13 protein-coding genes are annotated in these 13,481 nt (G+C 65.4%); 8 read left to right on the forward strand and 5 right to left on the reverse strand.

Annotated elements, in window-relative coordinates; translation table 11 throughout:
- Positions 1-113: 113 nt before the first annotated feature.
- A complete protein-coding gene (rlmM, locus tag VUG52_RS19060) occupies positions 114-1,178 on the reverse strand; it encodes a 23S rRNA (cytidine(2498)-2'-O)-methyltransferase RlmM (RefSeq protein WP_050704812.1) in 1,065 nt (354 codons plus the stop codon).
- 219 nt (positions 1,179-1,397) lie between these two features.
- Between rlmM and acnA the strand changes: the two genes are divergently transcribed.
- The 3 genes from acnA (at position 1,398) to VUG52_RS19075 (ending at position 6,916) form a co-directional block, all read left to right on the forward strand.
- Positions 1,398-4,139: an aconitate hydratase AcnA gene (gene acnA / locus VUG52_RS19065; RefSeq protein ID WP_050704811.1), complete on the forward strand. Its 2,742-nt coding sequence runs from the start codon at positions 1,398-1,400 to the stop codon at positions 4,137-4,139.
- Positions 4,140-4,373: 234 nt separating this feature from the next.
- Positions 4,374-5,150: a CPBP family intramembrane glutamic endopeptidase gene (locus VUG52_RS19070; protein WP_050704810.1), complete on the forward strand. Its 777-nt coding sequence runs from the start codon at positions 4,374-4,376 to the stop codon at positions 5,148-5,150.
- 200 nt (positions 5,151-5,350) lie between these two features.
- Positions 5,351-6,916, forward strand: a complete 1,566-nt coding sequence (locus tag VUG52_RS19075; protein WP_050704809.1) for a methyl-accepting chemotaxis protein — start codon at positions 5,351-5,353, stop codon at positions 6,914-6,916.
- 91 nt (positions 6,917-7,007) lie between these two features.
- Here the strand turns inward: VUG52_RS19075 and VUG52_RS19080 are convergent, their stop codons facing one another.
- From VUG52_RS19080 to VUG52_RS19095, 4 genes are all read right to left on the reverse strand, one after another.
- Positions 7,008-7,892, reverse strand: coding sequence for a pseudouridine synthase (locus VUG52_RS19080; protein WP_050704808.1), 885 nt, complete (start codon positions 7,890-7,892; stop codon positions 7,008-7,010).
- Between the two features lie 49 nt (positions 7,893-7,941).
- Positions 7,942-8,250, reverse strand: coding sequence for a hypothetical protein (locus VUG52_RS19085; RefSeq protein ID WP_050704807.1), 309 nt, complete (start codon positions 8,248-8,250; stop codon positions 7,942-7,944).
- 68 nt (positions 8,251-8,318) lie between these two features.
- Positions 8,319-8,555, reverse strand: coding sequence for a glutaredoxin family protein (locus VUG52_RS19090; protein ID WP_050704806.1), 237 nt, complete (start codon positions 8,553-8,555; stop codon positions 8,319-8,321).
- Positions 8,556-8,627: 72 nt separating this feature from the next.
- Entirely contained in the window at positions 8,628-9,836 is a 1,209-nt protein-coding gene (locus tag VUG52_RS19095) for an ammonium transporter (RefSeq protein WP_050704844.1), read from the reverse strand.
- 304 nt (positions 9,837-10,140) lie between these two features.
- Between VUG52_RS19095 and VUG52_RS19100 the strand changes: the two genes are divergently transcribed.
- The 5 genes from VUG52_RS19100 to VUG52_RS19120 all read left to right on the forward strand — a co-directional run bounded on the left by VUG52_RS19100 (position 10,141) and on the right by VUG52_RS19120 (position 13,474).
- A complete protein-coding gene (locus tag VUG52_RS19100; RefSeq protein ID WP_050704805.1) occupies positions 10,141-10,452 on the forward strand; it encodes a DUF883 family protein in 312 nt (103 codons plus the stop codon).
- Positions 10,453-10,461: 9 nt separating this feature from the next.
- Positions 10,462-10,836 (forward strand): phage holin family protein, encoded by a 375-nt coding sequence (locus VUG52_RS19105; protein ID WP_050704804.1) that lies wholly within the window; start codon positions 10,462-10,464, stop codon positions 10,834-10,836.
- Complete coding sequence (locus tag VUG52_RS19110; RefSeq protein WP_050704803.1) at positions 10,833-11,162, forward strand: hypothetical protein; 330 nt, start codon at positions 10,833-10,835, stop codon at positions 11,160-11,162. Before VUG52_RS19105 ends, VUG52_RS19110 begins: the two co-directional genes overlap by 4 nt.
- A gap of 78 nt (positions 11,163-11,240) precedes the next feature.
- Positions 11,241-12,572 carry a deoxyguanosinetriphosphate triphosphohydrolase gene (locus tag VUG52_RS19115; protein ID WP_050704802.1) on the forward strand — a complete coding sequence of 444 codons (1,332 nt, stop codon included), beginning with the start codon at positions 11,241-11,243 and terminating at the stop codon, positions 12,570-12,572.
- A 281-nt stretch (positions 12,573-12,853) separates the two neighbouring features.
- The gene (locus VUG52_RS19120; protein WP_050704801.1) at positions 12,854-13,474 is read left to right on the forward strand and encodes a response regulator transcription factor; all 621 of its coding nucleotides are present in this window, start codon (positions 12,854-12,856) and stop codon (positions 13,472-13,474) included.
- Positions 13,475-13,481: the final 7 nt, after the last annotated feature.

Raw genomic sequence — 13,481 nt, forward strand, 5'->3', positions numbered from 1 at the left:
GAAAGGGCTGCAGAGCAGCCCCGGCAATTTCTGCTTTCACGCTGAAATCCTGGGGCCGCTTTGCGGCCCTTTCGCGGCACAAGGCCGCTCCTACAGTGGCCGGGCAAACCCGTTTAACGCGGTTTCAGGTCCAGCCGGCGCAGGTGGCAGGTCACTTCCTCGCGGTCGTGATACAGCTGCTTGCAGGCGATCGACACCTTGACCTTGCGCGCTTTGAAGCCTTCCTCGATCCGGTCGAGCAACTTGCGCACCTCGGCGTGACGCTGCTTCATCGGCAGCTTCAGGTTGACCACCGCCTCGCGGCACAGTCCTTCGCCCAGCCAGGTCTCGATCAGCGACGCGGTGCGCGCCGGCTTCTCGACGATATCGCAGACCATCCAGTCCACGGTCTGTTTCGGCTTCCAGGTAAAGCCGTCGGCCATCAGGTGGGTGACCAGGCCGGTGTCCATCAGGCTTTCGGCCATCGGCCCGTTGTCGATGGCGGTCACCAGCATGCCGCGCTTGACCAGCTGGTAGGTCCAGCCGCCGGGGGCGGCGCCCAGGTCGACGCCGGTCATGTCGTCGTTCAGGCGCTGGTCCCACTGCTCGCGGGGGATGAACTGGTGCCAGGCCTCCTCGAGCTTGAGGGTCGAGCGGCTGGGGGCCTCGCGGGGGAACTTCAGGCGCGGTATGCCCATCGGCCAGAGCGCCGAATTGTCGGCCTCGGCCAGCCCCAGGAACACCCGCCGGCCACTGATGAAGGTCAGCAGCAGGCGCGGCCGCCGGGCGTCGTCCACCAGCCGCCCGGCCTTTTCCAGGGCCTTGCGCAGCGGCACCTCGAACTTGCGGCAGAAGGTCGACAGCTCCTTGCCATCGTTGCTGTCGAGCACTTCCAGCCACAGGCTGCCGCACACCGGCAGCCCGGCCAGGTGCTCGAGCAGCACGCTGATGCGGTCGGTCTCCGGCAGCTCGACATAGGCGCCGCGGGCCCACTGGCGCGGGAAGATCAGCTGCGAAAAGCGCAGCGTCTGCATCATGCGTTCGGCGCCGTCCGCCTCGCTGCAGACGAACTCGGCGCAAGCGCTCTGCGGCTTGCCCTTGGCATAGCCGGCCACGCCCAGGTGGGCGGCATGTTCGCTGATTTCGGCGCAGACCTCGCCCTCGAAGCCGGGCCGGCAATGCATGAACAGGGTATTCATTTCTCACTCCACATCACTGGCGCAGACGGCGCCAGGGCGGCGAATGATAAAGGAAGATCGGAACCGACGACACGCCCCATCGGTCCAGAAAAGGGTCAGGCCAGGCAAACCGGTCTAACCTGACTGTTCAGCCAGGTCCGTGCCGTGCGGACCGGTCCAGAGCGGTGACACCGGCGAGCGACCCGCAATCGCCGGGCACCGGAGCACAAGGAGTTGTAAATGCCCTCGCTCGATAGCCTGAAAACCCTCAAGACCCTCCAGGTGGCCGACCGCGCCTACCACTATTTCAGCCTGCCCGACGCCGCGCGCCAGCTCGGCGACCTGCAGCGCCTGCCCATGTCGCTGAAAGTGCTGCTGGAAAACCTGCTGCGCTGGGAAGACGGCAAGACCGTCACCGGCGACGACCTGCGCGCCCTGGCCCAGTGGCTGCAGGAGCGCCGCTCCGACCGCGAGATCCAGTACCGCCCGGCGCGGGTGCTGATGCAGGACTTCACCGGCGTGCCGGCGGTGGTCGACCTGGCCGCCATGCGCGCGGCGATGGCCAAGGCCGGCGGCGACCCGCAGCGGATCAACCCGTTGTCGCCGGTAGACCTGGTGATCGACCACTCGGTGATGGTCGACCGCTACGCCAGCCCCAGCGCCTTCGCCCAGAACGTCGACATCGAGATGCAGCGCAACGGCGAGCGCTACGCCTTCCTGCGCTGGGGCCAGAGCGCCTTCGACAACTTCCGCGTGGTACCGCCGGGCACCGGCATCTGCCACCAGGTCAACCTCGAGTACCTGGGGCGCACCGTGTGGACCCGTGAAGCGGACGGGCGCACCTACGCCTTCCCCGACACCCTGGTCGGCACCGACTCGCACACCACCATGATCAACGGCCTGGGCGTGCTCGGCTGGGGCGTCGGTGGTATCGAGGCGGAGGCTGCGATGCTCGGCCAGCCGGTGTCGATGCTGATCCCCGAGGTGATCGGCTTCAAGCTCACCGGCAAGCTGCGCGAGGGCATCACCGCCACCGACCTGGTGCTGACGGTGACGCAGATGCTGCGCAAGAAGGGCGTGGTGGGCAAGTTCGTCGAGTTCTACGGCGACGGCCTGGCCGACCTGCCGCTGGCCGACCGCGCCACCATCGCCAACATGGCCCCTGAGTACGGCGCCACCTGCGGTTTCTTCCCGGTGGACCAGGTGACCCTGGACTACCTGCGCCTGTCCGGGCGCCCCGAGGAGGCCGTGCAACTGGTCGAGGCCTACAGCAAGGCCCAGGGCCTGTGGCGCCTGCCGGGCCAGGAGCCGCTGTTCAGCGACACCCTGGCGCTGGACATGAACGACGTCGAAGCCAGCCTCGCCGGGCCCAAGCGCCCGCAGGACCGGGTCGCCCTGGGCCAGGTCGCCCAGGCCTTCGACCATTTCATCGAGCTGCAGCCCAAGCCGCTGGCCAAGGAGGTCGGCCGCCTGGAAAGCGAAGGCGGCGGCGGTGTGGCGGTGGGCAATGCCGACCAGGCCGGCGAGATCGACTACAGCCACGCCGGCCAGACCCACACCTTGCGCGACGGCGCCGTGGTGATCGCCGCCATCACTTCCTGCACCAACACCTCCAACCCCAGCGTGATGATGGCCGCAGGGCTGGTGGCGAAAAAAGCCGTGGAGAAGGGCCTGACCCGCAAGCCCTGGGTCAAGAGCTCGCTGGCCCCAGGCTCCAAGGTGGTGACGGACTACTTCAAGGCTGCCGGCCTCACGCCTTACCTGGATCAGCTCGGTTTCGACCTGGTCGGCTATGGCTGCACCACCTGCATCGGCAACTCCGGCCCCCTGGACGAGGCGATCGAGAAGGCCATCGGCAGCGCCGACCTCACCGTGGCTTCGGTACTGTCGGGCAACCGCAACTTCGAAGGCCGGGTGCACCCTCTGGTCAAGACCAACTGGCTGGCCTCGCCGCCGCTGGTGGTGGCCTATGCCCTGGCCGGCAGCGTGCGCCTGGACCTGACCCAGGACGCCCTGGGCACCGGCAAGGACGGCAAGCCCGTGTACCTGCGCGATATCTGGCCAAGCCAGCAAGAGATCGCCGAGGCCGTGCGCAATGTCGACACGCGCATGTTCCACAAGGAATACGCCGAAGTGTTTGCCGGCGACACCCAGTGGCAGGCCATCGAGGTGCCCCAGGCGGCCACCTATGTCTGGCAGGACGACTCCACCTATATCCAGCACCCGCCGTTCTTCGACGACATCGCTGGTCCATTGCCGGAAATCGGCGAAATCCACGGCGCGCGCATCCTTGCCCTGCTCGGCGACTCGGTGACCACCGACCATATCTCTCCGGCCGGCAACATCAAGGCCGACAGCCCGGCCGGCCGCTACTTGCGCGACAAGGGCGTGGAACCACGGGACTTCAACTCCTACGGCTCACGGCGCGGCAACCATGAGGTGATGATGCGCGGCACCTTCGCCAATATCCGCATCCGCAACGAAATGCTCGGTGGCGAGGAAGGCGGCAACACCCTGTACGTGCCCAGCGGTGAAAAGATGTCGATCTACGATGCCGCCATGCGCTACCAGCAGGATGGCACGCCGCTGGTGGTGATTGCCGGGCAGGAATACGGCACCGGCTCCAGCCGCGACTGGGCGGCCAAGGGCACCAACCTGCTGGGGGTCAAGGCGGTGCTGGCGGAGAGCTTCGAGCGCATCCACCGCTCCAACCTGGTGGGCATGGGCGTGCTGCCCTTGCAGTTCAAGGCCGGCGACGACCGCAAGCGCCTTGGGCTGACCGGCAAGGAACGCATCGATGTGCTGGGCCTTGGCGGCGCGCAGATCCGCCCGGGCATGAGCCTGCCGGTGCGCATTACCCGCGAGGACGGACGCCAGGAGCAGATCGAGGTGCTGTGCCGGATCGATACCCTCAATGAGGTGGAGTACTTCAAGTCGGGGGGGATCCTGCATTATGTGCTGCGGCAATTGATCGCGGAGTAAAGCGGGCTTTGCTGTAAGTTTGCCTGAAGCTTGCTGGGGCTGCTGCGCAGCCCTTTCGCGGCACAAGGCCGCTCCTACAGGGGAACGCGATCTCTTGTAGGAGCGGCCTTGTGCCGCGAAAGGACTGCAACGCGGTCCCGGCATTACCCGCCCAAGCGCACAAACATCCAGGTGTCCTGAAGGCCATGGTGTAAGTCCTACCCTCCTCGGATTCACCGGCACTAAGGAAATGTCATGCCTCTTCCCCACTGGATCGCCCTGATCCTGCTCGCTCTCGGCTATGCGATCGCCCTGACCTACGGCAGCCTCGGCCTCACCGCCCTGCCCGCCTTGCTTGCCCTGCTGTGCAGTGCATTGCTCGCCCGCCGTCCGGTGCGCTGGCAACAAAGCCTCGGCCACCTGCTGTTCATCCTCCTCGCCCTCGCCCTGGCCCTGCACTGGCTACCCGGCTTCCACAGCGCCAAGGTGATCGACAAGGCCGTGCTCAGCGACGGCTCCGTGCCTTTCTCGATGTATCTGAACCTGGACAAGCCCCTGATCGGCCTGTGGTTGCTGCTGGCCTGCCCGTGGCTGGTCATGCTGCGCCCACGCGGCCTGCTGCCGGGCCTGGCGCTGACCCTGCCCTTGACCTTGCTCGCCTGCCTGGGCGGCGCCTGGGCCCTGGGCATGCTGGCCTGGGCACCGAAATGGCCGGACCAGGCCTGGCTGTGGCTGCTGAACAACCTGCTGCTGGTGAGCCTGACCGAGGAACTGCTGTTCCGCGGCTATATCCAGGGCGGCCTGCAACGTCTGTTCAGGCATGAAGGGCTGGCGTTGCTGGTGGCCGCGCTGTTGTTCGGCCTCGCGCACCTCGCCGCTGGCTGGCAGTGGTTCTACCTGGCCACCCTGGCCGGGGTGGGGTATGGTCTGGCCTATCGCCATGGTGGACTGGCGGCGGCGGTGCTCTGCCACACCTGCGTCAACCTGGCGCACTTTGCCGCTTTCAGCTACCCGATGCTGGCCCCGAATTGAACAATCGGTCATGATCAGACCTGATCGTCATCATTTATAAAGAAAACTGCAATATTGGCGGCAACGGCTGCGATCAGGTGGGCTGCATTAGCTCAGCCGCACTGATGGCACCTTGCCCCAGATCAAGCCAGTTAAATATTCATTCAATAAAACCAGAGGCTTGCCGATACCCGTCGAAAGCCTTGCGGATTGAACAGCCAATGCGTAACAACCAGCCGATTACCCAGAGAGAACGGACTTTCCCTGCCCAGCAGCGGTTGATTTCCACCACCAACGCCAAGGGCGTGATCACCTACTGCAACGATGCCTTCATCGAGATCAGCGGTTTTTCCCGCGAGGAACTGATGGGCGCGCCGCACAACCTGGTGCGCCACCCCGATGTACCGCCGGCCGTGTTCGCCCACATGTGGCAGACCCTCAAGCAAGGCCTGCCGTGGATGGGCATCGTCAAGAACCGCTGCAAGTCGGGCGACCACTACTGGGTCAATGCCTACGTCACGCCGATCTTCGACAGCAACCAGGTGGTCGGCTACGAGTCGGTGCGGGTCAAGCCCACCGCCGAGCAGATCCGCCGCGCCGAAGCGCTGTACCAGCGCATCAACCAGGGCCGCTCGGCCATCCCGAAACGTGACAAGTGGCTGCCGGTGCTGCAGGACTGGCTGCCGTTCATCCTGGTCAGCCAGATCGGCTTCCTGATCGGCAACTGGCTCGGCCATTCCTGGGGCTTCGCCCTGGCCGCCGGCCTGTCGGTGCCGCTCGGCCTGCTCGGCCTGAGCTGGCAGCAGCGCGGCCTCAAGCGCCTGCTGCGCCTGGCCGAACAGACCACCTCCGACCCGCTGATCGCGCAGATGTACACCGACAGCCGCGGTGTCCAGGCACGCCTGGAAATGGCCATGCTCAGCCAGGACGCACGGATGAAGACCTGCCTGACCCGCCTGCAGGACAGCGCCGAGCAGCTCAGCGACCAGGCCCGCCAGTCCGACGCCCTCGCCCACCAGAGCTCGTCGGGCCTGGAGCGCCAGCGGGTGGAGACCGAGCAGGTCGCCGCCGCCGTCAACCAGATGGCCGCCACCACCCAGGAAGTGGCCAACCATGTCCAGCGTACCGCCGACGCCACCCAGGAAGCCAACCGCCTGACCAGCCAGGGCCGCAACATCGCCGGCGAAACCCGTGACGCCATCGAGCGGCTGTCCGCCGCCGTGGGCGAGACCGGGCTGACCGTCACCCAGTTGGCCAAGGACAGCGACGAGATCGGCGGCGTGGTCGATGTGATCAAGGGCATTGCCGACCAGACCAACCTGCTGGCGCTCAATGCCGCCATCGAAGCGGCGCGCGCCGGGGAGATGGGCCGTGGCTTTGCCGTGGTCGCCGACGAGGTCCGTCAGCTGGCCCAGCGCACCGCCGAATCCACCGGGCAGATCCACACCCTGATCGCCAAGCTGCAACAAACCGCCAACAACGCGGTGCAGACCATGGAGACCGGCCACCGCCAGGCCCAGGAAGGTGTCGAGCGGGTCATGCAGGCCGACCAGGCGCTGGTGGGCATCAGCGAGGCCGTGGCCAACATCACCGACATGGCGACCCAGATCGCCGCCGCCACCGAAGAGCAGAGCGCGGTGGCCGAGGAGATCAGCCGCAACATCAGCACCATCGCCGACCTGGCCGACCAGACCTCCGGCCAGGCCCAGCGCTCGGCGCTGCTCAGCGAAGAGCTGACCAGCACGGCGGGTACCCAGTACTCGCTGGTGGAGCGCTTCAACCGCTGAAATCGGTAGGCGTCATCGCGGGGCAAACCCTCTCCCACAAGTCCTGTGCATAGCGCCAGGCCAGTGGGAGCGGGCTTGCCCCGCGATGCTTTTACCAGTCGAGCGTCAGCCGGCTCTCGAAATAACGCACCTCACCCGTCAATGGATCCTCGAAGCGCAGGCTATGGGCCAGCAGCTTGAGCGGCCGTGCGTAATCATCCTGCTCGTTGACCAGCTGCGGGTAAAACGGATCGTTGCAGATCCCCGCGCCCAACGCCGCCATGTGCACGCGCAACTGGTGGGTCTTGCCGGTAACCGGTGACAGGCCATAGCGCCACAGCTCGCCATTCTTCTCCAGCACACAGGCGTGGGTTTCACTGTTGTCGGCCCCTTGCACCTCATGCATGCGGAAGAACGGCTCGCCATGCACCAAACGGCTGCGGTGCACCAACGGGTAGTCATGCTGCGGCATGGCCGCGGCGATGGCCTGGTAGTGCTTGTCGATGCGCCGCTCAGGGAACAGGCGCTGATAGGCGCCACGGCTCTGCGGGTTGGCGGAAAACAGCACCAGCCCGGCAGTGTGCCGGTCGATGCGGTGCAGCGGCACCAGGTGCGGGTTGTCCAGACGCCGGATCAGCCGGCGCAGCAGCGTCTGTTCGACGTACTCGCCGGTGGGGGTGACAGGCAGGAAGTGCGGCTTGTCCGCCACCACCAGGTGCTCGTCGACATGCAGGATCTCTTCCTGCACCGGGATCACTTTCTCGTTGGGCACTTCACGGAAATAGTGCAAGCGCATGCCTCGCCGATAGTGCGTATCCGCCGCAATGGGCTGGCCATCGGCATTCAACACCCGGCCCCGGGCGAAGCGGTCGAGCCATTGCTCACGCGTGATGCCCTTGAAATGATCGCACAGGCAGTCGAGCACGTTTGCCCAGGGCCCCGGAGGCAGGCATACGGTACTGGCTTGCTGGTGGGCGGGGTCGAAAGGCGTGGTCATCGTCGGGCTCGGTTCTGCGGGGCTGGCATTATCCCCCAGCTCGCGCCCCTCAACCAGCCTCGCTGGCCGGTTCGCAACGCGCCTTGAGCCAGCGCAGCACCTGCACCGCGTCCCAGCGCCCCGGATCGTAGAGGGCGTAGCTCAGGCCCTGGTAGCCCACCACATCCAGCGGACGGTGGAAGCCGGCGCGCTGGAACAGCGCCTCGATCTCGGCGAAACAGGTGTTGAAATGCACCTTGCCGAACGGCGTGCGCTCGTCGGTGACGATGCCGTCGAGGCGCAATTCCAGCACGGCCTCGCACACACGCTCGGGAGCCATGTGATTGATGCTGTACTTGAGTTGCTCGACATTGAGCATGGCTTCACCTCGGATACTGTATTTATATACAGCATACGGAGCGACCCACCCGCTCGTCAATGCACGGTTCAGCCGAGGAAGGCCACTACCTGCTCGGCATCGAACGGCCAGCCCAGCTCGGCGCCGGTATCGCAACGGCGCAGCACCGGGATGCTCAGCCCGTAGCGTTCGAACAGCGCCTCGCTGTCGGCGATATCGACCAGCTCGACCAGCAGGCCGTGCTCGACGAACGGCATCAGCACAGCCTCGGCCACTTCGCACAGGTGGCACCCCACGGTGCCGAACAACTGGGTTTCAGGGAGCATGCAGACATCCGTAATTCGCATGAATGGATGCTCATTCTAGGTCCGTCCCCGCCAACGCGCACCTGACCTGGCTCAATCCTGGCTGGTGGCGCCGATCCGATGCACGGCCAGGTCCGCTCCCTGGAACTCCTCCTCATGGCTCAGGCGCAGACCATGCAGCGCCTTGATCAGGCCATACACGGCAAAACCGCCGGCCAGCGCCACCAGCACGCCCGCCAGGCTCCCCAGCAACTGGCTGACCAGGCTGACGCCACCCAACCCGCCCAGGGCAGCCTGGCCGAACACGCCGCAGGCGATGCCGCCCCATACGCCACACACGCCGTGCAATGGCCACACGCCCAGCACGTCGTCGATCTTCCAGCGGTTCTGCGCGGCGGTGAAGCACCAGACGAACAGGCCACCGGCCACCAGCCCGGTGACCAGCGCGCCCACCGGATGCATCAGGTCGGAGCCCGCACACACCGCCACCAGGCCGGCCAGTGGGCCGTTGTGCAGGAAGCCCGGGTCGTTGCGCCCGGCCAGCAGGGCCGACAGCGTGCCGCCGACCATGGCCATCAACGAGTTGATCGCCACCAGCCCGCTCACCCCCTGCAGGGTCTGCGCGCTCATGACGTTGAAGCCGAACCAGCCGATGATCAGGATCCACGAGCCCAGCGCCAGGAACGGAATACTCGACGGCGCGAACGCCACCAGGCGCCCCTCGCGGTAGCGGCCACGGCGCGCGCCTAGCAGCAGTACCGCCGCCAGCGCCAGCCAGCCGCCCATGGCGTGCACCACCACGGACCCGGCAAAATCATGGAACGGCGCGCCGAAACGCGCCTGCAACCAGGCCTGCAGGCCGAAGTTGCCATTCCACACCACGCCTTCGAAGAACGGGTAGATGAGCGCCACGATCAATGCCGTCGCGCACAGTTGCGGCGCAAAGCGCGCGCGCTCGGCGATACCGCCGGAGATGATCGCCGGAATGGCCGCGGCGAAGGTCAGCAGGAAGAAGCACTTGACCAGCGCATAGCCGTGATCGCTGGCCAGCGTCGCCGCCGGCTGCAGGAAGCTCACGCCATAGGCGACCCAATAGCCGATGAAGAAATACACCAGGGCCGAGATGGCGAAGTCGCTGAGGATCTTCGACAGGGCGTTGACCTGATTCTTGTGCCGCACCGTGCCGACCTCGAGAAAGGCGAACCCCGCGTGCATGGCCAGGACCAGGATCGCGCCCATGAGGATGAACAAGGTGTTGGAGCCATGGACCAGGGAGTCCATCGCGCTGTGCATGTTTTCCATGAAGAGGCAGACCTGCAAAAAGGCACCAGGACAGTTCAAGAACCGGCATCCATGCACCGGATCGGTGCCAGGCCCCTGCCCCGTTTCGGTGAGCCGGGCGGCGCCTGCGTGGTTTTTTCTTGGGTTTGTCGTGGATTGGGTTAAGGTTTAGCAGTATCCGCAGCGCTGGCGCATGGTTTCGGCGCAAGCCTCGGCGGACACGCACCGCTTTTTAGCAAGCGCTGTACCAACACATCCCGCTGAACCTTCCGCGCCACCGATCACTCGAAATAGCCAGTACACATCCACAGGGAGAGGCCCATCCATGGCCAGCAAATCGGCAAAGACTGCACAGGAAATTTTAATGGCTGACTTCCAGGCCCTGGTCCGCGACACCGAGAAGCTGCTCGCCGACACCGCCAACCTGGCCGGCGACCAGGCCGACGAACTGCGCGAGCAGATCCACGAACGCCTGGTGCAGGCCCGTGAGACCTTGCAGTTGACCCAGGACTCGGTGCGCGCCCGCGGCCAGGCGGCCCTCGGCAGCGCCGAGGAGTACGTGCAGGCGAACCCGTGGCAAGCCATCGGCATCGCCGCCGGCGTCGGCCTGCTGATCGGCCTGCTGGCCAAGCGCTGAGGAGCCGGCATGGACAACGACGCCATCGGCACGGGCGCCTCCGGTCGGCGCCTGGGCGCGGCCATATTGGGCCTGCTGCACAGCCATATCGAGCTGTTCGGCATCGAGTTGCAGGAGCAGAAGGCCCGCACCCTCAGCCTGCTGTTGTTCGCGGGCCTGGCCCTTGTGTTCGCCCTGCTGCTGCTGACCGCGCTGTCGGGCCTGCTGCTGGTGCTGCTGTGGGACAGCTACCGGCTGGCCGGGATCATCGGCCTGTGCGTGTTCTACGGGCTCGCCGCGCTGTACTGCGGCCTGCGCCTGAAAGCCGCGGTGTTCGATGAATCCTCGCCGTTCAACGCCACCCTCGAGGAATTGGCCAAGAATCGGGAGCGCCTGTTGCCATGAGCCTGCCCGAACTGCCCAACACCCGTAACCCACGTGAGCTGCGCAAGGCCCTGCTGCGCCTGCGCATGGAAATGCACCGCCAGGAAATCCGCCACGAGTCCGGCCAGTTGCTCGAACCGGTCCGCCGCCTGCGCGGCATGGGCAGCTCGTTCGGCGAGGGCCTGGGGGTCAAGCACGGCTCGCTGTGGGGCATCGGCGCCGTCGTCGCCCTGGGTTTTCTCACCGGCAAGGGCGTGCGCAGCGGCAACCTGACGCGCCTGGTACGCCTGGGCACCAGCCTGGTGCCGCTGATCCGCCTGTTCCTCGGCAACAGCCGCCGCCCCTGAGATCACGGCGCGCCTGACGCTTGCACGGGCGCGCCGGACGCAGGAAGCTATCCCTACTCTACGATGGGAGATCACGCCTTGGACTGGCACACCCTGCTGACCCGCGAACGACTGGGCAAGGCCCTCTACAGCCCCGAGGAACTCGGCCGCAGTCCGTTCCACAAGGACCACGACCGCATCATCTTCTCCGGCGCCTTCCGCCGCCTGGGGCGCAAGACCCAGGTGCACCCCGTATCCAGCAACGACCATATCCACACCCGCCTGACCCACTCCCTGGAGGTCAGCTGCGTCGGCCGCTCGCTGGGCATGCGCGTCGGCGAGACCCTGCGCGAGCAACTGCCGGCCTGGTGCGAGCCCAGCGACCTGGGGATGATCGTGCAGTCAGCCTGCCTGGCCCACGACATCGGCAACCCGCCGTTCGGCCATTCCGGCGAGGACGCCATCCGCCACTGGTTCCAGCAGGCCGCCGGGCGCGGCTGGCTGGATGACATGAGCGATGACCAGCGTACCGACTTCCTCAACTTCGAAGGCAACGCCCAGGGCTTTCGCGTACTCACCCAGCTCGAATACCACCAGTTCGACGGCGGCATGCGCCTGACCTATGCCACCCTTGGCGCCTACCTCAAGTACCCGTGGGCGGCACGCCACGCCGACGCCCTGGGCTACAAGAAACACAAGTTCGGCTGCTACCAGAGCGAACTGGGGCTGCTCGAGCAGATCGCCGGCAAACTGGGCCTGCCGCAGCTGGAGCACCAGCGCTGGGCCCGTCACCCCCTGGTGTACCTGATGGAGGCCGCCGACGACATCTGCTACGCCCTGATCGACCTCGAGGACGGGCTGGAGATGGACCTGCTGCAATACGCCGAGGTCGAGGCACTGCTGCTGGACCTGGTGGGCGACGACCTGCCGGAAACCTATCGCCTGCTGGGGCCCGGCGAATCACGTCGACGCAAGCTGGCGATCCTGCGCGGCAAGGCCATCGAGCACCTGACCAACGCCGCCGCCCAGGCTTTCGTCGAACAGCAGCAGGCCCTGCTCGCAGGCAGCCTGGCAGGCGACCTGGTCGAGCACATGCACGGCCCGGCGCAACGCTGCGTGCTGCAGGCCAAGGACATGGCGCGCAAGAAGATCTTCCAGGACAAGCGCAAGACCCTGCACGAGATCGGCGCCTACACGACCCTGGAGATCCTGCTCAATACCTTCTGCGGTGCGGCCCTGGAACAGCATGGCGGGCGTACCCCATCGTTCAAGAGCCGGCGGGTGCTGGACCTGATCGGCAACAACGCCCCCGACCCGCATGGTTCGCTGCACGACGCCTTCCTGCGCATGATCGACTTCATCGCCGGCATGACCGACAGCTACGCCAGTGAAATGGCTCTGGAAATGACCGGGCGTTCCAGTCCGAAATAAGGGCGGACGGGGGTGGCAGGCGCCTGTTTGCCACCCACGTTTAATACGCATGAAATTTCCCACGTAATGTCGATATCCAATAAACACGCTCACCACGCAAACCCACAAAAACGATCAAACCCTGACAATTCCCTCTCAATATCTACATCACTCGTAGCAATGTTTCGCCAACACTGTAAGTAAATTCCTATATCCCGGTTTTGGCAGCTACTTCCCTGCCCGTCGACATTCAACTGAGCTAATGTGCCGGCTGCCTTCACGCGCCGCATGGAATGTTGAATATGCACTCAGTCTTTATAGTTGATGACCATCCCGTCATACGTTTGGCGATACGGATGTTGCTGGAAAACCAGGGATACAAGGTGGTCGGGGAATCGGACAACGGCGTGGACGCCATGCAGTTGATCCGCGAGACTCCGCCGGACCTGGTCATCCTCGACATCAGCATTCCCAAGCTCGATGGCCTGGAGATGCTCTCGCGCCTGCAGGCCATGGCCATCCCGCTGAAGGTCCTGGTGCTCACAGCCCAATCGCCGGCCCTGTTCGCCGTGCGCTGCATGCACTCCGGCGCGGCCGGGTACGTGTGCAAGCAGGAAGACCTCAGCGAACTGCTCAGCGCGATCAAGGCCGTACTGTCCGGTTACAACTATTTCCCCAGCCAGGCACTCAATCCACCGCCGACGGGCAGCAACCAGGAGCTGGAACTGTTCCGCCAGGTCAATGATCGGGAACTCATGGTCCTGCAACTTTTTGCCCAGGGGCGCAGCAACAAGGAGATCGCCAAGGGCATGTTTCTCAGCAACAAGACCGTCAGCACTTACAAGAAACGTCTCATGCACAAGTTGCGCGCCAGCACTTTGGTGGAATTGATCGACGTCGCCAAACGCAACGCGCTGGTTTGAGGTCATG

The sequence above is a fragment of the Pseudomonas sp. LH21 genome (assembly GCF_036549575.1).
Taxonomy (GTDB): Bacteria; Pseudomonadota; Gammaproteobacteria; order Pseudomonadales; family Pseudomonadaceae; genus Aquipseudomonas; species Aquipseudomonas peradeniyensis.

What these genes read in the sequence shown, in the direction of transcription:
- rlmM (WP_050704812.1), bottom strand. Translation starts at nt 1,178, where the DNA reads ATGAATACCCTGTTCATGCATTGCCGGCCCGGCTTCGAGGGCGAGGTC.
- acnA (WP_050704811.1), top strand. Translation starts at nt 1,398, where the DNA reads ATGCCCTCGCTCGATAGCCTGAAAACCCTCAAGACCCTCCAGGTGGCC.
- VUG52_RS19070 (WP_050704810.1), top strand. Translation starts at nt 4,374, where the DNA reads ATGCCTCTTCCCCACTGGATCGCCCTGATCCTGCTCGCTCTCGGCTAT.
- VUG52_RS19075 (WP_050704809.1), top strand. Translation starts at nt 5,351, where the DNA reads ATGCGTAACAACCAGCCGATTACCCAGAGAGAACGGACTTTCCCTGCC.
- VUG52_RS19080 (WP_050704808.1), bottom strand. Translation starts at nt 7,892, where the DNA reads ATGACCACGCCTTTCGACCCCGCCCACCAGCAAGCCAGTACCGTATGC.
- VUG52_RS19085 (WP_050704807.1), bottom strand. Translation starts at nt 8,250, where the DNA reads ATGCTCAATGTCGAGCAACTCAAGTACAGCATCAATCACATGGCTCCC.
- VUG52_RS19090 (WP_050704806.1), bottom strand. Translation starts at nt 8,555, where the DNA reads ATGCTCCCTGAAACCCAGTTGTTCGGCACCGTGGGGTGCCACCTGTGC.
- VUG52_RS19095 (WP_050704844.1), bottom strand. Translation starts at nt 9,836, where the DNA reads ATGGAAAACATGCACAGCGCGATGGACTCCCTGGTCCATGGCTCCAAC.
- VUG52_RS19100 (WP_050704805.1), top strand. Translation starts at nt 10,141, where the DNA reads ATGGCCAGCAAATCGGCAAAGACTGCACAGGAAATTTTAATGGCTGAC.
- VUG52_RS19105 (WP_050704804.1), top strand. Translation starts at nt 10,462, where the DNA reads ATGGACAACGACGCCATCGGCACGGGCGCCTCCGGTCGGCGCCTGGGC.
- VUG52_RS19110 (WP_050704803.1), top strand. Translation starts at nt 10,833, where the DNA reads ATGAGCCTGCCCGAACTGCCCAACACCCGTAACCCACGTGAGCTGCGC.
- VUG52_RS19120 (WP_050704801.1), top strand. Translation starts at nt 12,854, where the DNA reads ATGCACTCAGTCTTTATAGTTGATGACCATCCCGTCATACGTTTGGCG.